This is a genomic window from Christensenella timonensis (assembly GCF_900087015.1).
Taxonomy (GTDB): Bacteria; Bacillota; Clostridia; order Christensenellales; family Christensenellaceae; genus Christensenella; species Christensenella timonensis.
This window is the reverse complement of sequence record NZ_FLKP01000002.1, coordinates 274936-298895: the sequence shown is the minus strand read 5'-3', so window position 1 is coordinate 298895 and position 23960 is coordinate 274936. Positions and strand designations below refer to the sequence as shown.

At 52.2% G+C, this 23960-nt stretch carries 25 protein-coding genes and 1 tRNA gene; 12 read left to right on the top strand and 14 right to left on the bottom strand.

What is annotated here, in order from left to right:
- Positions 1 to 44 precede the first annotated feature (44 nt).
- Complete coding sequence (locus BN6471_RS13220) at positions 45 to 323, top strand: helix-turn-helix domain-containing protein (protein ID WP_082903302.1); 279 nt, start codon at positions 45 to 47, stop codon at positions 321 to 323.
- On the opposite strand, the gene BN6471_RS02875 is transcribed toward BN6471_RS13220, so the two are convergent.
- Both BN6471_RS02875 and BN6471_RS02870 read right to left on the bottom strand, forming a co-directional pair.
- A complete protein-coding gene (locus BN6471_RS02875; protein ID WP_066645345.1) occupies positions 324 to 1238 on the bottom strand; it encodes a YitT family protein in 915 nt (304 codons plus the stop codon). It lies immediately after the preceding gene.
- A 46-nt stretch (positions 1239 to 1284) separates the two neighbouring features.
- Complete coding sequence (locus BN6471_RS02870) at positions 1285 to 1764, bottom strand: pyridoxamine 5'-phosphate oxidase family protein (protein ID WP_066645344.1); 480 nt, start codon at positions 1762 to 1764, stop codon at positions 1285 to 1287.
- Between the two features lie 169 nt (positions 1765 to 1933).
- Between BN6471_RS02870 and BN6471_RS02865 the strand changes: the two genes are divergently transcribed.
- Positions 1934 to 2473 (top strand): methylated-DNA--[protein]-cysteine S-methyltransferase, encoded by a 540-nt coding sequence (locus tag BN6471_RS02865; protein ID WP_066645343.1) that lies wholly within the window; start codon positions 1934 to 1936, stop codon positions 2471 to 2473.
- A gap of 62 nt (positions 2474 to 2535) precedes the next feature.
- On the opposite strand, the gene hcp is transcribed toward BN6471_RS02865, so the two are convergent.
- Positions 2536 to 4086, bottom strand: coding sequence for a hydroxylamine reductase (hcp, locus tag BN6471_RS02860; RefSeq protein ID WP_066645341.1), 1551 nt, complete (start codon positions 4084 to 4086; stop codon positions 2536 to 2538).
- A gap of 116 nt (positions 4087 to 4202) precedes the next feature.
- Here hcp and BN6471_RS02855 point away from each other — a divergent pair, with 116 nt between their 5' ends.
- Positions 4203 to 4880, top strand: coding sequence for a Crp/Fnr family transcriptional regulator (locus BN6471_RS02855; protein WP_066649702.1), 678 nt, complete (start codon positions 4203 to 4205; stop codon positions 4878 to 4880).
- Here the strand turns inward: BN6471_RS02855 and BN6471_RS02850 are convergent.
- From BN6471_RS02850 to BN6471_RS02825, 7 genes are all read right to left on the bottom strand, one after another.
- The gene (locus BN6471_RS02850) at positions 4849 to 5769 is read right to left on the bottom strand and encodes a DUF5996 family protein (protein ID WP_066645338.1); all 921 of its coding nucleotides are present in this window, start codon (positions 5767 to 5769) and stop codon (positions 4849 to 4851) included. The two genes, BN6471_RS02855 and BN6471_RS02850, sit on opposite strands and share 32 nt — an antisense overlap.
- Positions 5770 to 5796: 27 nt before the next feature.
- Positions 5797 to 5964, bottom strand: a complete 168-nt coding sequence (locus BN6471_RS12490) for a FeoB-associated Cys-rich membrane protein (protein ID WP_082903300.1) — start codon at positions 5962 to 5964, stop codon at positions 5797 to 5799.
- 16 nt (positions 5965 to 5980) lie between these two features.
- Positions 5981 to 7972, bottom strand: a complete 1992-nt coding sequence (gene feoB, locus BN6471_RS02845) for a ferrous iron transport protein B (RefSeq protein WP_066645336.1) — start codon at positions 7970 to 7972, stop codon at positions 5981 to 5983.
- Entirely contained in the window at positions 7969 to 8244 is a 276-nt protein-coding gene (locus tag BN6471_RS02840; RefSeq protein WP_066645334.1) for a FeoA family protein, read from the bottom strand. Before BN6471_RS02840 ends, feoB begins: the two co-directional genes overlap by 4 nt.
- Positions 8245 to 8368: 124 nt before the next feature.
- A complete protein-coding gene (locus BN6471_RS02835) occupies positions 8369 to 9157 on the bottom strand; it encodes a YdcF family protein (protein WP_162270169.1) in 789 nt (262 codons plus the stop codon).
- Between the two features lie 197 nt (positions 9158 to 9354).
- Positions 9355 to 9720 carry a hypothetical protein gene (locus BN6471_RS02830; RefSeq protein WP_066645330.1) on the bottom strand — a complete coding sequence of 122 codons (366 nt, stop codon included), beginning with the start codon at positions 9718 to 9720 and terminating at the stop codon, positions 9355 to 9357.
- A 42-nt stretch (positions 9721 to 9762) separates the two neighbouring features.
- Positions 9763 to 11670, bottom strand: a complete 1908-nt coding sequence (locus tag BN6471_RS02825; RefSeq protein ID WP_066645328.1) for a fructose-1,6-bisphosphatase — start codon at positions 11668 to 11670, stop codon at positions 9763 to 9765.
- Positions 11671 to 11806: 136 nt separating this feature from the next.
- Here BN6471_RS02825 and BN6471_RS02820 point away from each other — a divergent pair, with 136 nt between their 5' ends.
- From BN6471_RS02820 to srtB, 7 genes are all read left to right on the top strand, one after another.
- Positions 11807 to 13552: a bifunctional homocysteine S-methyltransferase/methylenetetrahydrofolate reductase gene (locus tag BN6471_RS02820; protein ID WP_162270168.1), complete on the top strand. Its 1746-nt coding sequence runs from the start codon at positions 11807 to 11809 to the stop codon at positions 13550 to 13552.
- A complete protein-coding gene (locus BN6471_RS02815; protein ID WP_066645323.1) occupies positions 13549 to 14343 on the top strand; it encodes a dihydropteroate synthase in 795 nt (264 codons plus the stop codon). Before BN6471_RS02820 ends, BN6471_RS02815 begins: the two co-directional genes overlap by 4 nt.
- A gap of 15 nt (positions 14344 to 14358) precedes the next feature.
- Positions 14359 to 15507, top strand: coding sequence for a hypothetical protein (locus tag BN6471_RS02810; RefSeq protein ID WP_066645322.1), 1149 nt, complete (start codon positions 14359 to 14361; stop codon positions 15505 to 15507).
- Positions 15508 to 15639: 132 nt separating this feature from the next.
- The gene (locus tag BN6471_RS02805; protein ID WP_066645321.1) at positions 15640 to 16410 is read left to right on the top strand and encodes a metallophosphoesterase; all 771 of its coding nucleotides are present in this window, start codon (positions 15640 to 15642) and stop codon (positions 16408 to 16410) included.
- 28 nt (positions 16411 to 16438) lie between these two features.
- Entirely contained in the window at positions 16439 to 17695 is a 1257-nt protein-coding gene (locus tag BN6471_RS02800; RefSeq protein ID WP_082903299.1) for a diaminopimelate decarboxylase, read from the top strand.
- Between the two features lie 17 nt (positions 17696 to 17712).
- Positions 17713 to 18477 (top strand): hypothetical protein, encoded by a 765-nt coding sequence (locus BN6471_RS02795; protein ID WP_147553971.1) that lies wholly within the window; start codon positions 17713 to 17715, stop codon positions 18475 to 18477.
- 72 nt (positions 18478 to 18549) lie between these two features.
- Positions 18550 to 19368 carry a class B sortase gene (srtB, locus tag BN6471_RS02790; RefSeq protein WP_082903298.1) on the top strand — a complete coding sequence of 273 codons (819 nt, stop codon included), beginning with the start codon at positions 18550 to 18552 and terminating at the stop codon, positions 19366 to 19368.
- A gap of 97 nt (positions 19369 to 19465) precedes the next feature.
- Here srtB and BN6471_RS02785 read toward each other — a convergent pair whose 3' ends face one another.
- Complete coding sequence (locus BN6471_RS02785; protein ID WP_066645304.1) at positions 19466 to 19858, bottom strand: Fur family transcriptional regulator; 393 nt, start codon at positions 19856 to 19858, stop codon at positions 19466 to 19468.
- Positions 19859 to 20017: 159 nt separating this feature from the next.
- Between BN6471_RS02785 and BN6471_RS02780 the strand changes: the two genes are divergently transcribed.
- Positions 20018 to 20227, top strand: coding sequence for a heavy-metal-associated domain-containing protein (locus tag BN6471_RS02780; protein ID WP_066645294.1), 210 nt, complete (start codon positions 20018 to 20020; stop codon positions 20225 to 20227).
- Here the strand turns inward: BN6471_RS02780 and BN6471_RS02775 are convergent.
- Positions 20175 to 20729 (bottom strand): phosphatase PAP2 family protein, encoded by a 555-nt coding sequence (locus BN6471_RS02775; RefSeq protein WP_162270167.1) that lies wholly within the window; start codon positions 20727 to 20729, stop codon positions 20175 to 20177. The two genes, BN6471_RS02780 and BN6471_RS02775, sit on opposite strands and share 53 nt — an antisense overlap.
- 159 nt (positions 20730 to 20888) lie before the next feature.
- On the opposite strand from BN6471_RS02775, the gene BN6471_RS02770 reads away from it, so the two are divergent.
- Positions 20889 to 20965: transfer RNA gene (locus BN6471_RS02770), tRNA-Arg, on the top strand.
- An 882-nt stretch (positions 20966 to 21847) separates the two neighbouring features.
- On the opposite strand, the gene BN6471_RS02755 is transcribed toward BN6471_RS02770, so the two are convergent.
- Positions 21848 to 23164, bottom strand: coding sequence for an ATP-binding protein (locus BN6471_RS02755; RefSeq protein WP_066645287.1), 1317 nt, complete (start codon positions 23162 to 23164; stop codon positions 21848 to 21850).
- Between the two features lies 1 nt (position 23165).
- Positions 23166 to 23891, bottom strand: a complete 726-nt coding sequence (locus BN6471_RS02750; RefSeq protein ID WP_066645285.1) for a LytR/AlgR family response regulator transcription factor — start codon at positions 23889 to 23891, stop codon at positions 23166 to 23168.
- Positions 23892 to 23960 lie beyond the last annotated feature (69 nt).

The window sequence follows — 23960 nt, the reverse complement described above, 5'->3', positions numbered from 1 at the left end:
ATTATATTGTCTTTAAGGGATATAATCAAGAAAAATATGTGCTTATGGGTCACATTTTTATTTTGGAGGCGATTATGAAAGGGTTGATTTTGCAAAATGCTAGTTTACAGACAAATTTAAGAAGGCTGCGTGCCGAAGCTGGCTTGTCACAAAGAGAACTGACTTCAAAAATGAATTTATTGGGAAGTACGATTGATCGAAATACTTATACCAAAATTGAACTGGGCACGCGCAATATCAAAGTGACAGACCTGGTCGCGCTGCAGCAGGTCTACCATGTCGATTTCGCGGAGTTTTTCAAAGGGATCGCGCCGCACGAGTGATCATTTGTTTTTCTTCTCGCGCCGTTTTCGCGTCATTTCGCTTGCCGCGATGTTGCGGAACCCCTCGCCGCTGATCTCGCCCGCGTCGCCCACGATGATGAATGCGCTCGGGTCGATTTCGTGGATCAGGTGGTAAATGCGGTATACCTCCTGCCTGCGCACCGCGCACAAGAGGATCTCGCCCTCCTTGTTGCTGTAAACGCCGCGCGATTTTAAAGCCGTCACGCCGCGCGCCATTTTGGTGATGATTAAGGAAGCGATCTCCTTATTTTTGGGTGAAACGATAAACATCATTTTACCCGTACCGATACTTGTCCCGTAAAGGATCGCGTCAATGATCCACGAAGTGATGAAGATGACGATCATGGCATAAAGCGGGCTTTCAAAATCCTTGTATACCCATGCGGAAACCAGTACGACGATCACGTCGAGCACCAAAATCAGCTTGCCGATGGAAATGTGCGGGAATTTGAGCGCGATGAGGTTTGCCGCCAGCTCCGTGCCGCCGGACGTGCCGCCGCGCATCAAAATCAGCGCCAGGCCCACGCCGGACAGCAGCCCGCCGAATACGACGGTGATGAGCGGTTCGCCGTGGTATTGTGGGAAGATGCCTGCGGTCGCGTCGATCACGACGGAAGAAAGCGCGGTCGCAATGATGGTCTTGATAATAAACTTCCAGCCAAAATAAATGAACCCCAAAATAAAAAGAGGTACGTTCATAAGCAGGATCATCGTACCGATGGGCAGGCCGAACAAAAAGTTCAGCATCGTCGCCACACCGGTGAGCCCGCCCGGCGCAATGTTGTTGGGCGCAGTAAAGATGTTGATCGCCGCAGCATAAATCAAACTGCCTAAAAAGAACAGCAGTCCGTCTATGATATATCCTCTTATGGATTTGGCAGAAATCCGTGCCATACGGCGACCCTCACTTTCAAAATATTGATACCCATTTTTTAAGTGTTTATCTATTTTCAGGCAATTTTCTCTGCTTGCCGCTGACATTTTCTAGGTCGATGCGGATGATTGCCGTGCGCGCAAACGATTTTTCCATCTCGGCCTCAAAATTGTCCATGTTGGAGAGCGCATATTTCCGGCAGATCAGGTCAAGCGCGTGAACCTTCTCGTCCCTTTCTTCGACCAGGCGCGCCCTGCCATAAGCGATTGTGCTCTGGTATGCGGTGGAAAAACGTTCGGGCAAACGGGTGATATTGCCCGCGCATACAAGGCATACCTGCGCATGATGCCCGATACAATCGATTTTAAATCCTTTGTGTGCGCTGTGGATATAAACAACTTCCCCGTCAAGCGCGGGGGAAACGGGTACGGCATGTGGATTGCCGTCAGGGTCGGTCATGCACAGGACGGCATATTCGCAGTCCTTGAGCAATGCGAGGGCATCTTCCTTTGGGGTGGCACGTTCTTTCCTTCTCATTTCACGCATGGCGTTTCCTCCGAAATTTCCTTGATAAAGATATCATACCATCCCCATGGCGCAAAGTCATATTTTTCCACATAAAAAGTTTATCCGGCTTTCCGCAAGGGATATGGTATAATGAGATCGATGCAGGAAAGACGGTGGGGAACGGCCGCCTCTATTAAGGAGTAAAAACATGTATTATTCAACGGTTTATCCATCCCCTGTCGGTATGCTCACGCTTGCGTGCGACGGGGAAAACCTGGTCGGCCTGTGGCTGGAAGGGCAAAAATATTTTGGGAGTACGATCCGCGGGGAAATGACGGAACGAAATGAAATACCGGTGTTTGCCGTAGCAAAAGAGTGGCTGGACAGGTATTTCGCAGGGGAAAAACCTGCGGCCTCGGAACTGCCGCTCCGTCCGATGGGCAGCGCCTTCCGGCAGGATGTATGGCAGGTTTTGCGCGGGATCCCTTATGGTACGGTCACTACCTACGGCGAGATCGCGAAAAGGATCGCTGCCAAAAACAACCGGGAAAGTATGTCCGGCCAGGCGGTGGGCGGAGCGGTCGGGCATAACCCCATTTCCATTATCATCCCCTGTCACCGGGTCGTTGGTGCCAACGGCAGCCTGACAGGGTTTGCCGGCGGCATCGGGGCAAAAATAAAATTGCTGGCCTTGGAAGGCGTCGATATGTCCCGGCTTTGTGTCCCTAAAAAAGGTACCGCGCTTTAAGCGGAGCATGTAAAAGCCCCCATTTCCCGGAACGGGAATGGGGGCTTTTGCGATAACTGGAACTATCCGAGGATTTTTTTCAGGTCTTCCTCCGGTGTAGAGATCGGGCTGATGTTGAATTTCTCAACAAGGATATTGAGTACGTTTGGCGAGACAAACGCGGGAAGCGTTGGCCCTAAATAAATATTTTTGATGCCCAGTGCCAACAACGTCAGCAGGATGCACACCGCCTTTTGTTCGTACCACGAAAGCACGAGGGACAGCGGCAGGTCGTTTACGCCGCAGTCAAAGGCGTCTGCCAGTGCCAATGCGACTTGGATTGCGGAATACGCGTCGTTGCATTGCCCCATATCCATCAGGCGCGGCAGCCCCGCGACCGTGCCAAGGTCTAAGTCATTGAAGCGGAATTTACCGCATGCCAGCGTCAGGATTACGGAATCCTCCGGTGTCTGTTTGACAAAATCGGTATAGTAGTTGCGTCCGGGCTTCGCGCCGTCGCAGCCGCCCACGAGGAAGAAATGGCTGATCTTGCCGCCCCTGACCGCGTCAATGACCTGGTCCGCAACGGAAAGCACGGTATCCACGCCAAAGCCGACGCTCAAAACATGTCCGCCGTTGATGCCGCTCATTTCCTTTTTCCCGCCATAGCCGCCCAGCGCGAGCGCCTTTTCGATCACCGGGCCGAAATCCTTGTTTTCATCGATGTGCCGCATCTCCGGGTAACCGACCACGGAAGTGGTGAATACCCTGTCGGAATAAGAAGGCTGCGGCGGCATCAGGCAGTTGGTGGTAAACAGGATAGGCGCGGGAACATTGTCGAATTCCTTTTTCTGGTTTTGCCATGCCGTGCCGAAGTTGCCTTTCAGGTGGCTGTATTTTTTAAGCTCCGGATAGGCGTGGGCGGGCAGCATTTCGCCGTGGGTATAGATATTGACGCCCTTGCCGTCCGCCTGTTCGAGCAGCAATTTCAGATCGTGCAGGTCGTGTCCTGTAACGATGATAAACGGCCCGGCTTCGATATCCGTGCTCACCTGTGTGGGCGTTGGTTTTCCGTAGGTTCCTACGTTCGCATCGTTCAAAAGCTCCATGCATTTGAGGTTTACCTGTCCGCATTCCATCACGAGCGCAAGGCGTTCGTCAATGGAAAGATCCTTTGCCAGAGAGGAAAGTCCGCGGTAGAAAAATTCGTTGACCTCAGGGTTTGTTTTGCCGAGGACACGCGCATGGTGTGCGTAAGCGGCCATGCCGCGCATGCCGAAAAGCAGGAGGGCCTGCAGGCTGCGCATGTCCTCGTCGTTATGCCAGATGCTTTTTGCGTCGAATGTGCATCCGCCGCCGTACCTTGCGGCCAGCTCGCCCAGCGCATCCACGCGTTTACTGATCGCCGCGTCGTCAAAGCTCACGTTGGTGACGGTGGTAAAAAGCCCGTCCACGATGGCTGCATCCGTTTGTGCGTCATGGGGCTTTCCCTGTGCCGCACATGCAAGCTCCACCATTTTATCCGTTAAAGCGTCCTGTAAATTTGCGGTCTCAACTTTTTTACCGCATACGCCGCCCATCGTGCACCCCGTGCCCTTAGCGGTCTGTTCGCATTGAAAACAAAACATTTCCATTCCGTGATACCTCCTTGTCCTTTGAGAGATTGATAAACATTTATTTGATTTGTAATCACAAGGATAGTACAATAACCTTGAAAGATATGTTGCATTTGCAACGAAAGGCGGAAGATATGGAAATTGATTTTACGATCCTTCAAAAAAACGAATTGTTCAGCGGCATGGACCCAAAGGATATCGGTTCCATGCTTTCGTGCCTTGGCTATCACGCCAGGAAATATCCCAAAGGCGATATGGTGTGGCGCGTCGGTTCGCAGATCGGCGGCTTTGGACTGATCCTTTCCGGGCAGGTGCAGATCATAAAGGAAGATTATTTCGGGAAGCGCAGCATCATCGCGACCATCCATCCCGGCGAAGTGTTCGGCGAGGCTTTTGCCTGTGCGGGGCTTTTGGAAAGTCCCCTTGCCGTAAGCGCGGGGGAAGCAAGCGAGATCCTGTTTTTGCAGGTCGATAAAATTTTGACCTCCTGCGGGAACGCATGCGTTTTCCACAGCGAGCTCATCCGGCGGCTCGTCCGCATGCTGGCGAGGAAGAACCTCGTGCTCAACCGCAAGATGGATTTTTTGAGCAGGCGTACGACGCGTGAAAAGCTGAGCGCCTATTTGCTCAGTGAATACGGCCAAAAAAAAGCGAATCCGTTCCTCATTGATCTCAACAGGAACGAACTCGCCGATTATTTGAGCGTAGACCGCAGCGCTATGTCGCGCGAACTGTCGCGCATGCGAAGCGAAGGGGTTGTAGACTACTGGAAAAACAGCTTTAAAATCCTTGATTTTCATGGACTGGAATAGTCAACGGCTGTGTGAACCAGTCGACGCATGCCCAGCTTTCGCGTTTGGTTACCACATGGAACGAATGTTCAAAGAATTCCCGTATCGCCGCCCGCGGGTCGGGGTAGGAAAGCGCGTCCTTCAATGAAAGGAAATATTCCATTTTTACGGTGCTCCATACAGCCTTGTCCGGCTTTACCGGCTGGGCGCCCAAATCGTCCCTGATAAACGGGTAAGGCATGATAAAGAACGAGGGGTCGGCAAGGCTTGGGTCTCCCGCCCAGAAGCCTGCTTCAATGAATTGCTCGTCAAAGCCGTTGACCTCGATCACGCCGCTGCCGGGAAAGGGGCTGGGCTTGCCTGAGAACAGGACGGTGGAAACATCGAACGTTCCCCAGAAGAAAGAGGGCAGTATCTTTTTGCCGCGGAAAGGCGATGCAAAGTCAAGCAGCGTGTTGCGCGCATATACATACATCTGGAAAAAGTCGCGGGCTGCACAGCTGTCATAATCGTGCTTTTGCGTATCGTCGTAAAAAGGGATCCTTGTGCCCATCTCCTGCGGTACTTCGTTGATCACTGTGTCGCACACAAGTGTGGCGAGCATTTTTTTGAAATCGTTATAATATTCGCTGACCGATGTATTGTTGCGCAGCGAAAACCCGGCCGTATCGCCCGATACGGTCTGCGTAAAGACGGTTGAAGTATCGAGGTTCAAATTGATGGCAAAGCTGCGCTCCCCATTGGGGATCAGCCCCGTGGTGAGTCCCTGCGGGGTAAAATGCAGCACGATATGCCCCCATTCGGGCTGCGCTGGCATGCGGACAAGCTTTACCTTGCCCATCATCTGCGCGATCATGTGCAGCGTATACGCGGTATCCGTCCATGTGTCATACGTTAAGATCGGTGTCATAATAAAAAAACCTCCTGAAATCAAATATCATTTCGGAGGCTTTTCTTTCCCTGCATAAGGACATCCGTCACAGCCATTCGCCCTGTTACACTCGCTGCAGCCGATGCATTCCCCTTTTTTTCGCTTTTTCACGATATAGGCCACGGCAGCGGCAACAGCTGCTGCAATGATGATACCAACGATGATCTCCGCCATACGCTTCGCCTCCTTCTCATAAGAGCAGCGAACCGATCTGGAAAATCAGGAATGCGACCACCCACGCGCTGAGCGTCTGGTAAATGATCGTAAAGACCGCATTTTTGGTTCCCAGTTCGCGCTTGGTTGTCGCTACCGCCGCGATGCACGGCATATAGAGAAGCACAAAAGCCAGGAAAGAATATGCGGCCAGCGGCGTAAAAAGCGACGTCAGCATTTGCTCGCCCCCGGTAAGCACTGACAATGTACTTATAACCGTTTCCTTGGCGGTTAAACCGGTAATGAGCGCGGTGGAAGCCTGCCACGTGCCAAAACCGAGCGGCGCGAATATCGGGGAGACAGCCCTGCCGATGTCCGCTAAAATGCTGGTGGAATTGTCCGTCACAAAGTTGAAGCGGAGGTCAAAGGACTGCAAAAACCAAATGACGATGCTGGCCAAAAAGATAATCGTGAACGCGCGCACCAAAAAGTCCTTCGCCTTGTCCCACATGTGCAGCAGCACGCTCTTGATGGAGGGCAGGCGGTAAGCGGGCAGCTCCAGCACAAAGGGTACCGGGTTCCCGCGGAACAGCGTCTTTTTGAAGATAAGCCCTGTCAAAATCGCGACCAGGATACCGAGGACATAAAGGGAGGTCATCACAAGCCCCTGGTACTGCGCGAAAAACGCCGCGGTGAACAGTGCGTAAATGGGCACCTTCGCGCCGCACGACATGAACGGCGTAATGAGGATGGTAAGCTTCCTGTCCCGCTCGCTCGCCAGCGTCCGCGCCGACATGATCGCCGGGACGCTGCACCCAAAGCCGATGAGCATAGGCACGAACGACCGCCCCGAAAGCCCGATTTTCCGAAGCGAGCTGTCCATCACAAAGGCCACGCGCGCCATATACCCGGAGTCTTCGAGAATAGACAGGAAAAAAAACAAAATCAAAATAATGGGCAAAAACGAAAGCACGGTGCCCACGCCTGTAAACGCGCCGTCAATGACGAACGAACGCATCCATTCGGAAACGCCCGCATCAACAAGGGCGTTGTTGGTCACATCCGTCACAAAAGCGATGCCGTCCTCAAAAGCGCCCGACAAAAACCCGCCGATCGGCCCGAACGTCAGGTAAAAAATAAACGCCATGATGCCGATAAAGATCGGGATGGCCCAGATTTTATGCGTCAGAACGCGGTCGATCTTCACAGAGCGCTGCATCTCCCGCGTCGAGCTCTTTTTGGAAACGACCTCTTCAAAAAGCTTTTCGATGAACCGGTAGCGCATATCTGCAAGCGCAGCCTCGCGGTCGGTGCCCGTGCCTTCCTCCATCTGGTCGATGATGTGTTGCAAAATATCCTTGTCCGATTCGTCAAGCTCCAGCGCTCTTTCCAAAGGCTCGTCGCCCTCGATCAGCTTGGAAGCGGCAAAACGCGCCGGGTATCCGGCCGCCGCCGCATGATCCTCGATCAAATGCTTGGCCGCATGCAGCGCCTTGTGCACCTCGCCCTCGCAAAAATCCGTGCGGCGGGGCAGCTCCTTGCTTTTGATCACGCGGCGCAGTTCTTCGACGAGCTCCTCCACACCTTGGTTTTTGGCGGCGGAAATGGGTACAACGGGTACGCCGATCTCCGCGCTCAACTTTTTGATATCGATCGTGATATCGTTGGCGCGCACTTCGTCCATCATGTTAAGCGCGATGACCATGGGTTTATTAAGCTCCAAAAGCTGCAGCGTCAAATACAAATTGCGCTGCAGGTTGGTCGCGTCCACGATGTTTAGGATGGCGTCCGGATTTTGCTTGATAATGAAATCCCGCGAAACGATTTCTTCGGGCGTATACGGCGAAAGCGAATAAATACCGGGCAAATCCACGACGGACATCGCCTTTTCGCCCTTCACTTTTCCTTCCTTGTGTTCCACGGTAACGCCGGGAAAGTTCCCAACGTGCTGGTTTGAGCCTGTCAATTGGTTAAAAAGGGTGGTCTTACCGCAGTTTTGGTTGCCGGCCAGCGCGATCAATATGCTCATGGCTGCCCTCCGAACCTGCGGGGAACGATATGCCGCGAACGCCGCTCAACAGCATCGAGCGCGATACGCGCGGCATCTTCCTTGCGCAGCGTGAGCTGGTATCCCCTGATGTGCAGCTCGATCGGGTCGCCGGACGGCGCCATCTTCTGTACCATGACGCGGGTTCCCGGTGTCAGTCCCATCTCAAGGAGTCTCCTGCGCAGCGCACCCTGCCCGCCTACTGTGTGTATGGTTCCGGATTCCCCGGGCCTTAATTGATCCAATGTCTGCATACCGCTTTTCGCTCAGTCCTTCCAAACACGTGCCTGCTGCGGCACATGCAACATAAGCCTACTACCCCATTTTTAAAATCATAACAACATATTTATGGTAATAGATACGCGGGGTTTTGTCAATTCAATCAAATACCACGCCAAACACATATGTGGCGAGCAGCGCCAACGATTCGCGCATATAGGAAGGCGGCGCGGTATAAAGGAGCGTGCGCCATGCCATACCGTGTACGTCGCTCATGCCTGCCGCCTGCGCGGTGATTTGCGCGCGCAAGATATGGTAGTCGTTTGTCACAAACACCGTAGTATAATTATTTTCACCGAATATTTCGTCTAATATTTTTTTGGAATTTAAAAAATTTTCGCGCGTGCTCGTCGACTGCTCCTCGACCACAATACGGTTTTCATCGATGCCATGCGAAATCAGGTACTTTCGCATCGCGTGCGATTCGGGGATTTCCTCCTGCGCGCCCTGCCCGCCGGAAACAAGAACGAGCGCGCCCGGGTTTTCCCGTGCATATTCCATCGCCGTATCCAGCCGCCGCGCGAGCGTGTCCGAAGGCTCTTTGCCCTTGAGCGCAGCCCCTAAAACGAGCACGACATCCGCATCTGCGGGCGGTGTGGTATTCGCCGCCTGCACCATCATGATGCCGAATACCGTGAATACGGCGGCCAGAAAAGCATAACCGATGATAAAGACCCATTTGACGGCCTTGCCGACCCCCTTTGCAAACCAGGGGTTGAGGCGCGGCGCAAACACACCGTAAAGCAAAAGCGGGATGCCCAGCAGGGCGGGCAGGACGTTTCCTAAGTTGAAGTTGTTGCGTATGAGCAAAAACCCGGAATATCCGACGAGGAAAATTCCCAGGACGAGCAGCACAATGCGCAGGATTTTCGCGGTTGTTTTCTTCATATCACGTATGATACCCAGAACAAAGAAGTTTGTCAAACGGAAAACAGCCGTTTCAGGCAGCCTTGAAAGGGAGACCGAAAGCCTCCGCCTGGGCATAAGCCTTCACACTGTATAAACTTGAGGCTGTAATGGTAGCTTCAGAAGAGGAGAAAAAGTTGAACTCGATCATGGTCAGTTCAAGTTGTACGTCTATCTGGCTAATATACAAAGAACCATGCCATGCTTGTAAAACCCAATAAACCAGAACCTACCGCAATCATTGGCTTGTCCATTTTTTTAACGCCAACGCCAAATAAGAAAATCCCCAAAACAAGGGAGATGATTCCCAATGATATGTATATATATGAGTCATTTAATTCCGGGAAACCAAATTTCGATAAATAGTAGTCAAGATTGTATACTATCGTTACTATAAAAAAACCAAATACCGCCCCCAAAATCGTCCACAATGTAGTGTGCGGCTTGGAGAATTGCGGAGTTTTCTTCATGATTGACCGGAGAATCACGCTTATTATTACAATAATGATGATCATGAGATAGATTATTACAACCGTAGCTCCCATAATTTAACTCCTTTTATTATTGCAGAACTAAATACTTAACTGCTACAGATGCTTTTCCTTGATAGTACCGTTGCGGTACGCAGCCAAAAGCATGTTCAGGTCGTCGATGTCTGCCTGCAGCTTAAGACCTACATCCGTTTCCCCGACGGTAATGCGCGTCTGCGCCGTGTCGAATACCACATAAGTAGAAAGGATATCCTTATTGTATTGGATTGCATCTGCCAGGCCGGAAAAGGGCTCGTGGGACACAAGCCGGATGCCGTACGAGCTGTAAAACATCGTATACCCGGCAATGCCCGTCTGCGTTTGGTACGCACGGCAGAACCCGCCGTCAATGACGATCATTTTCCCCCCGCCGCGCACGGGGAACTCCCCGTCCTTGAAGCGCACGGGCACGTGGCCGTTGACGATGTGTGAATATTGGTCTGTCAATCCGAATTCCCGCAATATCTTTTCGCACATTTCCTGGCTTTCCACATGCTTATAATAAGGATCCTTTTCCTCTTTCCACGATTCCTTGTCGTCGATAAACATGCGCTCGAAAGTAGCGATCTTACTGCGCCCGAAAAGCGGGGAACGTTTGCCGCACCATAAATACCAGAGAAAATCCTGGCCGTATTTGCGGATATCCGACCCAGCCTGCCCATAATAGCCCTGCCGTGCGAGCGAATCCGCATAATCCATCAGCGCCTTGCCGCCGCGCGGCGTTTCGCCAAAGGTCAACGCGTAAAAGCCGCCCTCCTCCGTCATGGGGATGCAGCCGTGGAACAACAGGTTGCCGTTAAAAACCTTGTATAAGCTGCCCTGCGAATACAGGAATTTCACATGCCGCTGCAGCTTTTCGCTTTGCGCAAAGGAAGAGATCAGCTGTGTGACGACCTCCGCTTCCTCGCCCGTCAGCTCGTAAGGATGCTTTGGGTCGATGGTGGGAAAATCGTTGTCGTTCAATGCGTAGCGCTGTCCGTCCACAAGCACGGTCATGTCGTCAAAATCGATCTTGTCCAAAAGCAGGCGGTCTTCCATGCCGAATTCCGGATGGCGAAGTATGACCTGCCCCTCCAGCTTGAACTGGATGATGGCGATGGCCTTGTGCATGTGGTCGAGCAGGTCGGTGTCGTCCGTATACGTCTGCTGCGCAAACAGCGCCAGCGGACGCAAATTGATGCCGTACGCGTTTTCCACAAAGTCAATGTTGGAATATTTGGTACTGATATTGAGGACGCAGGCAATGCACGCCGCGCTACCTGCCGCCGCGCCCATCCAGAGGATGTCGTGGTTTCCCCACTGGATATCCACGGCATGATGATTCATCAGCTTATCTAAGATCACGTCCGCATGCGGGCCGCGGTCGAATACGTCGCCCACAACGTGCAGCCGGTCGACGACCAGCCGTTTGATCACCCCGGTCAGGGCGATGATGAACGCATCCGCGCGCTCAACGTCGAGGATGGTTTTAATGATGTTTTCATAATAATTTTGCTTGTTCTTATCCGAGCTGTCGGTATGCAAAAGCTCGTCGATGATGTAGGAGAAATCCTGCGGGCACGCTTTCCTGACCTTGGAACGGGTATATTTGGAGGCGCACAGGCGGCACACGTCGATCAGCCGGTAAAGCGTGATGCGGTACCATTCGTACATATCCTCTTCATTTTGCTTGATCTCCTCCAGTTTGCGCTCCGGATAATAAATAAGCGTACAAAGCTCCGTACGCACAGCGGAGGACAAGCTTTTTTCAAACAGGATATCCACTTTTTCGCGGATGACCCCCGAAGCATTGTTGAGGATATGCGTAAAGGCTTCCGCCTCGCCGTGGATATCGCTTACAAAATGCTCTGTTCCTTTGGGCAGGTTGAGGATCGCCTGCAGGTTGATGATCTCGGTGCATGCCGACTGGATGGTTGGATATTGCTCTGACAAAAGTTCTAAATATTTGAGATTCGTTCGCGTCATTTTTTCACCTTTCGTAAATATAACAGACCGGTAGAGCCTCAAAAGTTAAGTTGTTTAGCCAAGAATAGTTTACCGTATTTTTGCAAAAAAAGAAACTGTTTATGATATAATAGAAAAAAATTGCATGGGAGAAAACATGAAAGAACCAAAAAACGGCCCTATCCTGCTCTTCGACGGCGCCATGGGGACATACCTTGCAGCAAAATACGAAGACAGCGTGGTGCGGTGCGAATTATCGAATATACAATATCCGCAGCGCGTGATAAAGGCGCACCGGGAATATATTGAAGCGGGCGCGGGTGCGATCAAAACAAATACGTTCGCGGCCAATACCTTTTCCATGGGGACGAACCTTGACGATGTGCTGGCAGTGGTGGACGCTGGCTGCAAATGCGCGCAGGAGGCAGCGGAAGAAGATACGCTGGTTTTCGCGAGCATGGGGCCGATCCTGCATGATGACCAGCAAAAATGTGACGAAGAACGGCATGCCCTGATCGACAGGTTCCTCAGGAACGGCGTCACCCATTTCCTGTTCGAGACGTTCGGTGAAGCGCCGGCGCTGAAAGAAGCGGCCCGCTATGTAAAGAGCGTATGCCCGGATGCATATGTGATCACGGAGTGTTCGGTCGCGCCGGATCTGTATACGCAAAGCGGCGTGTCCGCGCAAAGCATTATCGACGCGCTGCGCGATGTGCCGGAGATCGACGCATATGGCTTCAATTGTACGTGCGGCCCGTTGCATATGGTTCGCGTCGTAAAGAGTACGGAATTTTACGGGAAACCGGTGTGCATCATGCCGAATGCCGGGTATCCGACGGTCGTGGGCGGCAGGACGGTGTTCAAAAGTACGCCCGATTATTTTGCGGAGCAGCTTATCAAGATCGCGCAGGCAGGCGTTAAGATCCTCGGCGGCTGCTGCGGTACAACGCCCGAACATATCCGCGCAGCGGCGCAAGCCTTGAAAGCGCTGCCCGCATTAAAAGATACCTCCGTCAAAACGGGAAGCCGGATACGCGTCCCGCAAAGAGACGGCGGACAGGAATGGGGGACAGGGAAACCCATCGCGGTGGAGCTGGATTCCCCGCTCGACGCGGACGGCGCGTTTTTTACGGAAGCCGCCCAAAACCTTGCCCGTGCGGGCGCGGATTATATTACGATCGCGGACTGCCCGATCGGGCGGGCACGTGCGGACAGCAGTATGCTCGCGGCCATGCTCAAGACAAAGTACGGCATCAGGGCCTTGCCGCACCTGACGTGCAGGGACAGGAACCTGAATGCGTCCAAGGCGCTTTTGCTGGGGCTGCATATGCAGGGGGTACGCAATGTGCTGGTGGTGACGGGCGACCCCATTCCCAACAACCGCAGGGGCGAGATCAAAAGCGTGTTCCAGTTTAATTCCGTGTTGTATGCGGAATTTATCCGGGATTTAAACCGCACGATCTTTGCGGAAGCGCCCTTTACCGTGATGGGCGCGCTCAATGTGAACGCACAGAACTTTGACGCGGAGCTTGCAAAAGCAAAGAGAAAAGAAGAGGCTGGCATGAGCTGCTTCCTGACGCAGCCGGTCTACGATCAGCGCGCCGCCGGAAACATAACGCGCGCAAAGCGGGAGCTCCATGCGCCGGTCTGGGCGGGCGTCATGCCGGTCGTGAGCTACAAAAACGCCTGCTTTATCAATAACGAACTTGCGGGCATCGATATCCCCGCCGAAATTTGTGAACGCTTCAAAGAGGCGGACAGGCAGCAGGCGGCAAAGATCGCTGTTGAGACAGCGCTGGATACGATAGAATTGGTAAAAGACATCGCGGACGGTTATTACATCATCACGCCCTTAAAGCGTGCGGATATCGTCCGGGAGATTATAAAGGAGTTGAAAGCATGATCATTATCGGAGAGAAATTAAACAGCTCGATCCCCTCGACGCTCGAAGCGATGAATGCGAAGGATGAAAATTTCGTGGCCGGCCTCGCGGCGCGCCAGGCAGCGGCAGGCGCCCACTATCTCGATATCAACACAGGCATGTGCGAGGACGAGGAAGAAATGCTCGTGTGGGCGGCAACGCTTGCCGGGAAAGCCGCGCCAGACTGCGGGATCATGGCGGATTCCACCAATCCCAAAGCGCTCGCGTTTTTGTTTGAACATGTGGAACTGAAAAATGCCATCATCAATTCCGTGACGCTGGAGGACGAGCGTATGGAAGGCGTGCTGCCGCTCGTAAAACAGTACCGGACAGGTATCGTGGCTATGCCGCTCGATGGGGACGGGATTCCCAAAACGGCGGAGCGCAGGGTGCAAAATGCGCAGAAACTGATCGAAATACTGCGCGGCGAAGGCGTAGCGGACCGGGATATCTATGTGGATATCGTGGTGGAAGCGGCGGCGACGGGCTGGGATGCGCCCAAAGAAGCGCTCGCCGCAACGCGTATCCTGCACGAAGCCTACCCTGAAATCCATCTTCTGGCGGGACTTTCCAACATTTCGTTCGGGCTTCCCAAGCGGGGGATCATCAACCAGGCCTTCCTTGCATGCGCGATGTCGCAGGGCATGGACGCGCCCATCATGGATATTATAAATCCGGCGATGAAGCTGCACCTGCGCGCTGCGGAAATGCTCCTGGGGCAAGACGAATACTGTATGAACTACCTGACGGCATACCGGGAAACGGAAGCGTAACACCGGGGGAAGCCTATGGAACTCAAAGCGGAAGCGCGATTTTACAACTGGTTTGAAAAGAGCAAATATTCGATATGGAATATTTGCCTTTTTTCATTGCTCATCGTCCTGCTTTCCCGTTTGCTGTTGTTCGTGCTCTTTTGCGCATATGCGGCGGGCTGCGGCGATACGCGGACATTTTTACAGGCGCTCAATATCTGGGACGCGGAATGGTACCAGGGAATCACGACAAATGGATATACCTGGGGCGCGGACTATAGCGGCGGGCTTGTCAACTGGGCGTTTTTTCCGCTGTTCAGCTTGGCCGTCCGCGGGGCGAATTTTCTCACGGGTATCGATATCAACCTCCTCGGATTTGTTCTGAACATCATTTTCCAGACTGCGGGGCTCGTCCTGCTGATGAAATATGTACTGGAGACGCGGGGGGCAAATATCCGCCAGGCGGTGCTTTTGTGCGTGCTGTTTGCGCTGGGCAGCTACACCTTTTACTTTGCGAGCTATTATACGGAATCGTTGTATTTGTTCCTCTTTGCGGGCGGATTGCTGTTTTTGCACAGGAGGCAGTACCTTGTGGCGGGCGGATTCGGCTTTTTTTTGGCGCTTACCAAAAACACGGGCGTCGTATTGCTGCTGGGTATGCTCATCCAGCTGATATACGACCACCGCAGCGGGGAACGGCGGGGCAAGGTCAAAGAGGCTGTATTGGGAGCGGCGCTCACAGTTGCCGGGCTCCTCCTGTTCATGGCTTTTCTGTGGATGCGTACGGGCGACCCGCTTGCGTTCCTGCATGCGCAGAGCGCGTGGGAGGGCTCGGTCGGCAATCCATTCGCCACGATCATAAACGGGTTTGCTTCGGGAGAAGCGCGCCAGGTCTTTTTTGCCGTTTGCGCGGTCGCGGGCCTTATGCTGTGCGTTTTTCTGGTGCTTGAAAAAAGGTATGCGGAGGCAGGCATGGCTTTTGCACTTTTGTTGATCCCGGTTTCTGTAAGGCTCCAATCCATCCCGCGTTACATCGCGGGTAATGCAGTATTCATGCTGGCCTTTACCGACCTGCTGCTCCGGTGGAACAAAAAGTGGGTCGCCGTTGCCGCCGCCGCGGTATCCGTTGCGGCGGAATGCGGCCTGGTTTTCCTGTGGTTTGCTTCTTCCACGTTCCTGTGGTAAGGAAAACGATATTTTTTACAAAATATTCATGCACTGTACATGCCGATCGATTGAATCCGGGCCTGTTTTATACTATAATAAAATCAATTTCCATGGGAAAGAAGTTAAAGATAACACAGATAAGGAAAAGGAATGTTCAATAATAATACGGTACAGATCACATCCTACGGGATTTTAAGCGATAAGGTGGCAAGCGGCGTAGTGGTGGCGCACCTTTCCGACTTGCACGAAAAGGAATTTGGCGCGCGCAACGGGCAGCTGTTCCGCAAGGTGGAAAAGCTGATGCCGGATATCATTGCGGTCACCGGCGATATGGTGGCCCACGAACACCAGAAAGGGATCGACGCACGCTATACCAAACAGTTTGCGCGTACCCTTGCGGGGATTGCGCCTGCCTATTTTGTCACAGGAAACCACGAACGCAATTTTGACGGGCAGATCGAAGATATTATGCAGGAATACGGCGTTACGGTGCTGCGGAGCGGCGACCTCCAAAAGGTGCGTGCCGGCGGGAATGAGATCAACATCGCGGGTATGGACGATATTTCGTTTAACGGGGTCGATGTCATGGATTCTGTCAATGTATTCTCCGAAACGAGCGGCTTCAATATTTTTCTTGCGCACAGGCCGGAATATTATCCGCTTTACCTGCACAAGAATATCGACCTCGTGCTTTCCGGGCATACCCATGCGGGGCAGATACGCTTTCCCAAGATCGGCGCCTTTGCCATGAGCGGGCAGGGCTTTATGCCCAAGTATGTGGAGGGCGAATTTACGGACGGCGCCACGACCATGATCATCAGCCGCGGCCTCGGCTCAAGCGGCTACCCGAAAATCAGGATCAACAATCCGCCGGAGCTGGTTGCGATCTATATCGAACCCGATCCGAAGGATCTGGCATAAAATTTTTCAGTACGTCAAGGAGTACAAGATGGAAAAAAGACCGTTTGTGACCAAAGGACAGCTTGAAAAGATTACGGCAGAATACCCGACGCCCTTTCACCTGTACGATGAAAAGGGCATCCGCGAAAATGCGCGGCGTATGAACGAAGCCTTTTCATGGAACAAAGGGTTCAAGGAATATTTCGCGGTTAAGGCGACGCCAAACCCGGTCATCATGCAAATACTCAAAGAGGAAGGCTGCGGGGTGGATTGCTCTTCGGATACAGAGCTGATGCTTTCCGGTGCATGCGGCTTTTCCGGGCACGAGATCATGTTTTCCTCTAACGATACCCCGGCGGCAGATTTCAGGCTTGCCAAAAAAATGGGGGCGATCATCAATTTGGATGACCTGACACACGTGGCCTTTTTGAATGAAGCGGCGGGCATCCCGGAAACGATTTGCTGTCGTTATAATCCGGGCGGGAAGTTTGAGACCGCCAACGGGATCATGGACAACCCGGGGGATTCCAAATACGGCATGACCTACGGCCAGATGGTCACGGCCTATCGGCAGCTTTTGGAATTGGGCGCAAAAAAATTCGGCATCCATGCGTTTTTGGCCAGCAACACACAGACGGAAGACTATTACCCGGAGCTGGCGCGTATCCTGTTTGAACTGGCAGTCAGGCTTAGGGACGAAACGGGTGCAGATATCCGCTTTATCAATTTGTCGGGCGGCGTCGGCATCCCTTACGAGCCGGAGGGAAAGCCCGTCGATATCCTAAGGGTCGGCGCAGGCGTCAAAAAAGCGTTCGATGCTGTGCTTGTGCCCGCGGGCATGGGCGATGTGGCCATTTTTACGGAGCTGGGGCGCTTTATGCTCGGGCCGTACGGTTGCCTGGTGACAAAAGTGCTGCACGAAAAACATACTTACAAAGACTACATTGGGGTGGATGCATGTGCGGCCAACCTGATGCGTCCCGCGATGTATGGTTCCTATCACCATATCACGGTCATGGGCAAGGAAAACGAGCCCCGCGACCATAAATATGACGTAACGGGCGGCCTTTGCGAGAACAACGATAAATTTGCCATAGACCGCATGCTTCCAAAGATCGATATCGGCGACCTGCTCGTGATCCACGATACGGGTGCGCATGGTTTTGCCATGGGGTATAATTACAATGGAAAGCTTCGGAGTGCGGAGGTTCTCTTAAAAGAGGATGGCAGCACGCAGCTGATCCGCCGCGCCGAAACGCCGGAAGATTATTTTGCGACCTTTGATTTTATGAACTTGTTTGGTTGACGGAAAAGGCGGAAAAAATGGAAAAGTGGAAAAAACGGGTATGTGCTTTTGGTATGGTGGCGGCTATGCTCGTTTTTTGCTGCTCCTGCGGCATGCTGCGGGATTTTGGGAAAGACCTGCTCGCGCGGCAGGCGGAACGTGTACCGCAATCCGCGCAGCATGCGGGGCCGAGCCTGCCGCCGGCACAAGCGGAAGAAACGGACGACCGGGATTCCATGCCGGAACCGGAAGGGGATACCGCGGAGTTTGAAAGGCTGGTCGATACGGAAAGCCTGCTTTCCGGCGGGCGTGTGGTGACGCTGGAGGAGGTGCAGGCGGACGTTTCCTATTTTGCGCAGGAAGACGGGACGTACCTCAAGGAAACGCCGTTCATGGGCAAGGATGGCGGAGTCATGCTGCATTTTGGCGCTTCCGGGAAAAACGACTATGTCGATTATTTCTACGAGGGCCAATTAAAAGGCCTGACGCCGCTGCTGGTCGCAAAAGAATTCACGGTGCTCATGGATGCTGCGCAGCAGAAATACGGGAAGGCGAACCTTCACGTGTGGTCGGTAAGCCCGACCGGGTTTTATGAGGACATGTCGCTCGTAGGCGAATTTACGGACGAAGACGTCACGGATGCCGTCACGCATGGCCGGATGGCAGCGTTCCAATACGCATGGAACACGATCGGCGGCAATTTGGTGTATGCAACGCTTTTCCTGGACGGAGATGGCAGTTACGCCGTTGACTTTATTTACGACAATACGCAGTCGGGAAGTGCTTATGCCTATGAAGTTTAATGTATGCATCCTTTTGAAAAACAGGCTTTTGGGTTATTAATATAGTGTAAGCAGACAGAAAAAAGGAGTTTTATGGCAAAGAAGATCGGCGAAGAACCGGAAAAACTGAAGCAGGAAGATACAGGGACGCAGCCGCCTTCCGCGCCCCCAAAACGCAGCAAGGTGATTTCATGGATCGTCATTGCGGCGGCTGTTGTGGTTCTCGTTTTTGCACTTGTGCAGGTATTTGGCATCAAAGGGGAGGACTGGGCAAGCGAAGATGCGTATGACAAGCTGAAAGAAGTGGCAGCGGCATCGCAGCAGCCCGGACAGGAAAGCGGCGGCCCGCGCGACAGGAAGATCGACTTTGAGGCTTTGCAGGCTGTAAACGACGATATCGTCGGCTGGATTTACCTGCCGAATACCAAGATCGATTATCCGGTGGTGATCGGCGACGACAACGATTATTATATTTCGCACAATGCGGATAAGTCGGAAAACCGCGCAGGCGCGATTTTCCTCGACTACCAGAACGCCCCGGATTTTTCCGACCAGAATACGATCATCTACGGGCACCGCATGAACGACGGCTCCATGTTTGCGACACTGCACGATTACGAGGAGGATGCGTTCTTCCGCGAAAACGATACGGTATACCTTTACCTGCCGGACGGCAGCGTAAGAGAGTACCGGATATTCTCGGCATATGTTGTAAGCGAAGTGGACGAAACATATACCATGACCTTTGCAAGCGACGAAGACTACGGGCAGTACCTCAAAAAAATGCGCGGCCGCTCGCCCTACAAAACAGATGCGGAGCTTAGCGCACAGGACAGGATCATAACCCTTTCCACCTGCGTCAAAGGGCAGGATGAAAAACGCTATGTGGTACAGGCCGTATTGGAAAAATAAGTATGAAAAACGAGAAAGAACGTTTCCGACCCCCAATCAACGCGGAAACGTTCTTTCTTAAAAGTGAAGAAATAATGTTGAATGATTCGCAGCTTTCCTAACAGGAAGCATGCGGCGTGCGATTGCAACTTTCGCACAATCCGTAAAACACAATGGTGTGAGAATGTATTGCGCATCCGGTTTTTTCAGCAATCTGGGAATCAAATTCAGGAACATATTCTTTGGGCACATCCACCATCTGAGAGCACTGCTCACATATCATATGATAATGCGCTTCCAGCGTTCCGTCAAAATGATCAGCGCCGTTTGGTACAGGAATCTTTAATAAGAGCCCTTGTTTTGCCAGCTGGTTTAAGTTTCTGTAGACCGTGGCCAGGCTCAGCTCCGGATGATCCGGCTTCAAGAGGGAGAAAACAGTATCTGCGGTCGGATGGATCCTGTTATTGAGCACTGTCTTTAAAATCAATTCCCGTTGTTTTGAATAAGCCATTTATCACACCTTTTAAGAATAATAACTATTCTTAATTATTATTATAAACACGATTGTAAAAATGTCAAGGGGTTTTATAAAAAAATAAAAAGACTGGATAAAACCCTATAGAAGTTGGTATAATAAAACAAAGGATCATTGAGCGAAAGGAGAAAAACCATGCATAAAACAATCAGAATCGAAGGAATGACGTGCAGCCATTGCTCCGGGCGGGTCGAGATGCTCTTAAACCGGTTGGACGGCGTATCTGCCAAGGTCGACCTGGATGCCAAAACAGCCAGTGTGGATATCACGGGCGACGTAAGCGATGCGGTTCTCAAAGAAACGGTGGAAAACGCCGGATACCAGGTCGTTTCGATCGATGGGTAAAGGCAAGAAACGTTACATAGGCACAGGCGATGCCGAGCAGCTCGCCAAACAGGACGTCGGACGGGAAGTGCACAAACACATACACCCGTGAAAAAGAGATCAGGAGCGCGTAGGCCAGTGCGGGGATGCGCGCTTTTTGTTTGGTCAGGAAAAGCATGGCTGTCGCGGCAAAGGAGGAGGACGTATGCCCGGAGGGAAAGGAAGGATCGTCCGGCGGCACAACCAAAAGCCGTTGGAGGCCAAACTGCTCAAACGGCCGGGGCCGCATCACAAGCTCTTTTAAAATAAGGTTGCCGAGAATATATGCAAGGGCAATGGAAAGCAGCATCATCCAACCAATCCTGCGCGTCTTTTTGTCCGGTAAAAAAAGCAGGCAGGCAAGCAGCCAGATAAATCCGCTGTTGCCGATGGCGGAAAAGGCGGGCATGACCGTGTCCAAAAGGCTGCATGACAAAAAAGCCGACGTGCCGTATAGCATTATGTTATCCAGGCTTTGCAGCATTAAAAGACCTCTCTTCCCAAGCCTTTGGACATTATACCGCATCTTTTCAAGAAAAACAGTAAACATTTTCTTAAGAAATCGATACCTGCATTTTTTATTGCAATGATTGACTTTTTGAGTGTTCTATTATACAATAATAAAGCTTTAAATTTTATAGTTGTGCCAGTAGCTCAGCTGGATAGAGTGTTTGACTACGAATCAAAAGGTCGGGGGTTCGAATCCCTTCTGGCACACCAGCAAAAACCGCTTAACCAATAGGGTTTGAGCGGTTTTTGGTTTTTATAGGACTGTTTGTTTGTGACACATTATAGATAGGAAGCAAAAGAAAGAAAAAAGCTATTGCATAAAATAATGCATAAGGGGTATAATAAAAGCAGGGATTCGGCCGCTAAGCGGTTAGCCCTACATAGTTGTTATAAAATAACCGCTACTTTGGACAGGGGCGGTTATTTTTTTGCTTCTGAAAGTATCTTACATACTACAATCAAAATGACTGTAAGTATAACCAAATATTCCATTGGCATCGCCTACTTTCTAGCCGTAAGAAACGGAAAAGTAGCTAACCGCCCGCTTATGAATCCCTGCAAACATATTTTGCTTTTTATGATTACGCCTTTTTTCAGGATTTCGACCACATAGCCGCCAACAGCGACCACCGCGCACAGCAGACCCGCACGCCCACGCGCGGGCGGGACAGACGGAGCGCGCCACCGCGCGAGAGTTGTATGCTCTCGCGTTTTGTGAGGCATTCCCGATTTAGTGGACAGGAAATGATACCAATAACAAAGTGAAACGCGGGCTAACCCGAGGATGCAAACCCATCAGGCAAGAGCCATCCAATGGAAGAATGAGGACGCACATTGTTGTAGAAAGCCTCAATATAGGCAAAAATCTCATTCTGCCCATGCGCTACACGTACTACAGAGGACTTGAGAGGGTGAAAAACTGGGTCACACTCAAGCTTGCGTGCATGAATCTCAAAAATGGCGGTATGGGCATAGTAAAGACAACCAGAACACTAACCGTTTCTTGCTACAAAGCGAAAATTTCTTCATATGAATACAAAAATGGATGCTACGCCGACCTCGAGCATCCTTTTTTACAGGCAGTATAGGCCGCTAGATCGCGCTTTCTTCCCGGGGCAGGCACAAAGCGGCTTCGGCGCGGAACACGCCGTTTTCCTGTGAAAGCCGAAGCTCTCCGTGATACTTTTCTGTGGTGGCTGCAACAGAGGAAAGCCCAAGCCCTCTGCCTCCGCGTTTGGAGGACAGCAGACGGCAGCCCTGATGCCGGATCGTGCTTTCGTCGAAGCTGTTTTCCACGACGACCACAAGAAAGTTGCCCGCCTGCTCCGCATCTACCGAAATGAAGCGCGGACCGTCCGGCATACGCTGGCACGCTTCCAGCGCGTTTTCCAGCAAATTTGCGAACACCATGCAAAATTCCCCTTCGGGCAGCCCAAGCCTTTCGGGCAACCGCAGCGAAAAATCTATTTTTACATCGGCCTTTTCGGCTCGCTCCAGATAGTGCTTTGCGACCGCATCCACCGCATAATTGGATGCGAGCGGGGGACGGTCGGCGGAAAGTCCTTCCACATATTGATCAAGATAGCGGCGCAGTTCTTCCGTGCTTTCCCGATCCGCCAGCGAGCGGATGACGAGAAGCTGGTGACGAAAGTCGTGCCGGGCCTGCGCAGTTTCGGCCATATGCCGCCGAAGGGATGCGTATTGTTCGGCCTGCAGGTCGGCAAGCTGCATATTTTGGCGCAGGCATGCGTTCTCGGAAATTTCCTGCACGGTGCGGAAGATGCTGTTATAGATGACAATCAGAAGGACGATCAGCAATGCGACGGATACCCCGTAAGTGGTAAGCAGGAAAGGGTCGCCGATATTGCCGACCGTTATGTAAAAAGCGATGGACAGGGCGAGAAACACAAACGGGATGACCCACAGCGTGCGCCATACCCGCGCATCGTCGTTTTGTTCCGCCATCCAGCGTATCCTGCCGGAAAAGAGCGGAAGCAGCACCAAAAATACCAGGATGTCAGAAGCGATTCCCCATAAATAATCCGGCCAATCGCCAAGATCGCGGAAGAACGCCTGGGAAATCACGTCGCTGAGAAGAACGGAAAATGCCGCAAATACCGCGCCGGTGAGAAGGATGAACGCCTTTTGGGCCATTTTTCCGCGCACGATCCGGCAATAGACGAAAAAAAAGAAAAGAAGAATGGGGAGCATGATGATATTTCCGTCAAGCTCAATAAACTGATCCCACAGCGCAGAAAGAATGCATGCCAGAGTGACCGCGCCCAGTGCGATCCCATAGGTGCGCGGACGGGAAAACCGCATACGGTTTTTGACGGGAGCGAGCACCAAAAGCAGGGACAGTATCCACAATGGCAGATTGATCAGCAGCGAATAGACAAAAAATGTCATTTTATTTTTCCTTTTTTATGGTGCGAAACAAATGGTCGAGGTAACGGCTGCGCGCCTGGGCATGCGAACTCTGCCGGATAGGGAGCTTTGTACCGTCATCCATCAAAAAGCAATCATTGTCCTCCAACAGTTTTTCCACATGCCCAAGGTTCAAAAGCGTTCCCCGGTTGCATACGAAAAATTGGGCATACGGCGCGAGGATCTCACAAAATTTTGAAAACGGCTGACGCCAGCGGATCACGCCAGACGGCGTATGGATCAGTATGTAATGTCTTTCGCACAGCGCATAGTGGATCTGCGACAGCGGAAGATGTACGGGGACGCCGCCGTCGCGCACGAGGATTTCGATATCGTTCCCAAGCCGGGCGGCAGCTTCCTTTAGAATACATACAATATCTCCGGCGGTAAAGGGCTTGACGAGGTAATGGAGCGCGCGTACGCGAAACCCCTCTACCGCGTGATCGCTGCTCACTGTGACAAATACGATGAGGCAGCGCGGACAGAGCTTCCGCAGCCGTTCCGCGGTCTCGATCCCGTCGATCCCGTCCATATAGATATCCAAAAAAACCAGGTCGAACGCCTTTGCATGAACGGCGGAAAGCAGGGCCTCCCCGCTTTCAAATTCCGTTATGCCGACGAAAAAAGACCCGGCAGCGGCAGCCTCTTTGATCTTATTTTTGAGCGCCGCCCGGTCGGCGACGCAATTATCCGTAATTGCAATATCCATCAAATTCCGTTTCCTTTTTTTCCTATTATGCCATGATTTCGTGACCCGTGCAAAGAATTCGTGCCAAAA

What these genes read in the sequence shown, in the direction of transcription:
- BN6471_RS13220 (WP_082903302.1), top strand. Translation starts at nt 45, where the DNA reads ATGGGTCACATTTTTATTTTGGAGGCGATTATGAAAGGGTTGATTTTG.
- BN6471_RS02875 (WP_066645345.1), bottom strand. Translation starts at nt 1,238, where the DNA reads ATGGCACGGATTTCTGCCAAATCCATAAGAGGATATATCATAGACGGA.
- BN6471_RS02870 (WP_066645344.1), bottom strand. Translation starts at nt 1,764, where the DNA reads ATGCGTGAAATGAGAAGGAAAGAACGTGCCACCCCAAAGGAAGATGCC.
- BN6471_RS02865 (WP_066645343.1), top strand. Translation starts at nt 1,934, where the DNA reads ATGTATTATTCAACGGTTTATCCATCCCCTGTCGGTATGCTCACGCTT.
- hcp (WP_066645341.1), bottom strand. Translation starts at nt 4,086, where the DNA reads ATGGAAATGTTTTGTTTTCAATGCGAACAGACCGCTAAGGGCACGGGG.
- BN6471_RS02855 (WP_066649702.1), top strand. Translation starts at nt 4,203, where the DNA reads ATGGAAATTGATTTTACGATCCTTCAAAAAAACGAATTGTTCAGCGGC.
- BN6471_RS02850 (WP_066645338.1), bottom strand. Translation starts at nt 5,769, where the DNA reads ATGACACCGATCTTAACGTATGACACATGGACGGATACCGCGTATACG.
- BN6471_RS12490 (WP_082903300.1), bottom strand. Translation starts at nt 5,964, where the DNA reads ATGGCGGAGATCATCGTTGGTATCATCATTGCAGCAGCTGTTGCCGCT.
- feoB (WP_066645336.1), bottom strand. Translation starts at nt 7,972, where the DNA reads ATGAGCATATTGATCGCGCTGGCCGGCAACCAAAACTGCGGTAAGACC.
- BN6471_RS02840 (WP_066645334.1), bottom strand. Translation starts at nt 8,244, where the DNA reads ATGCAGACATTGGATCAATTAAGGCCCGGGGAATCCGGAACCATACAC.
- BN6471_RS02835 (WP_162270169.1), bottom strand. Translation starts at nt 9,157, where the DNA reads ATGAAGAAAACAACCGCGAAAATCCTGCGCATTGTGCTGCTCGTCCTG.
- BN6471_RS02830 (WP_066645330.1), bottom strand. Translation starts at nt 9,720, where the DNA reads ATGGGAGCTACGGTTGTAATAATCTATCTCATGATCATCATTATTGTA.
- BN6471_RS02825 (WP_066645328.1), bottom strand. Translation starts at nt 11,670, where the DNA reads ATGACGCGAACGAATCTCAAATATTTAGAACTTTTGTCAGAGCAATAT.
- BN6471_RS02820 (WP_162270168.1), top strand. Translation starts at nt 11,807, where the DNA reads ATGAAAGAACCAAAAAACGGCCCTATCCTGCTCTTCGACGGCGCCATG.
- BN6471_RS02815 (WP_066645323.1), top strand. Translation starts at nt 13,549, where the DNA reads ATGATCATTATCGGAGAGAAATTAAACAGCTCGATCCCCTCGACGCTC.
- BN6471_RS02810 (WP_066645322.1), top strand. Translation starts at nt 14,359, where the DNA reads ATGGAACTCAAAGCGGAAGCGCGATTTTACAACTGGTTTGAAAAGAGC.
- BN6471_RS02805 (WP_066645321.1), top strand. Translation starts at nt 15,640, where the DNA reads ATGTTCAATAATAATACGGTACAGATCACATCCTACGGGATTTTAAGC.
- BN6471_RS02800 (WP_082903299.1), top strand. Translation starts at nt 16,439, where the DNA reads ATGGAAAAAAGACCGTTTGTGACCAAAGGACAGCTTGAAAAGATTACG.
- BN6471_RS02795 (WP_147553971.1), top strand. Translation starts at nt 17,713, where the DNA reads ATGGAAAAGTGGAAAAAACGGGTATGTGCTTTTGGTATGGTGGCGGCT.
- srtB (WP_082903298.1), top strand. Translation starts at nt 18,550, where the DNA reads ATGGCAAAGAAGATCGGCGAAGAACCGGAAAAACTGAAGCAGGAAGAT.
- BN6471_RS02785 (WP_066645304.1), bottom strand. Translation starts at nt 19,858, where the DNA reads ATGGCTTATTCAAAACAACGGGAATTGATTTTAAAGACAGTGCTCAAT.
- BN6471_RS02780 (WP_066645294.1), top strand. Translation starts at nt 20,018, where the DNA reads ATGCATAAAACAATCAGAATCGAAGGAATGACGTGCAGCCATTGCTCC.
- BN6471_RS02775 (WP_162270167.1), bottom strand. Translation starts at nt 20,729, where the DNA reads ATGCTGCAAAGCCTGGATAACATAATGCTATACGGCACGTCGGCTTTT.
- BN6471_RS02755 (WP_066645287.1), bottom strand. Translation starts at nt 23,164, where the DNA reads ATGACATTTTTTGTCTATTCGCTGCTGATCAATCTGCCATTGTGGATA.
- BN6471_RS02750 (WP_066645285.1), bottom strand. Translation starts at nt 23,891, where the DNA reads ATGGATATTGCAATTACGGATAATTGCGTCGCCGACCGGGCGGCGCTC.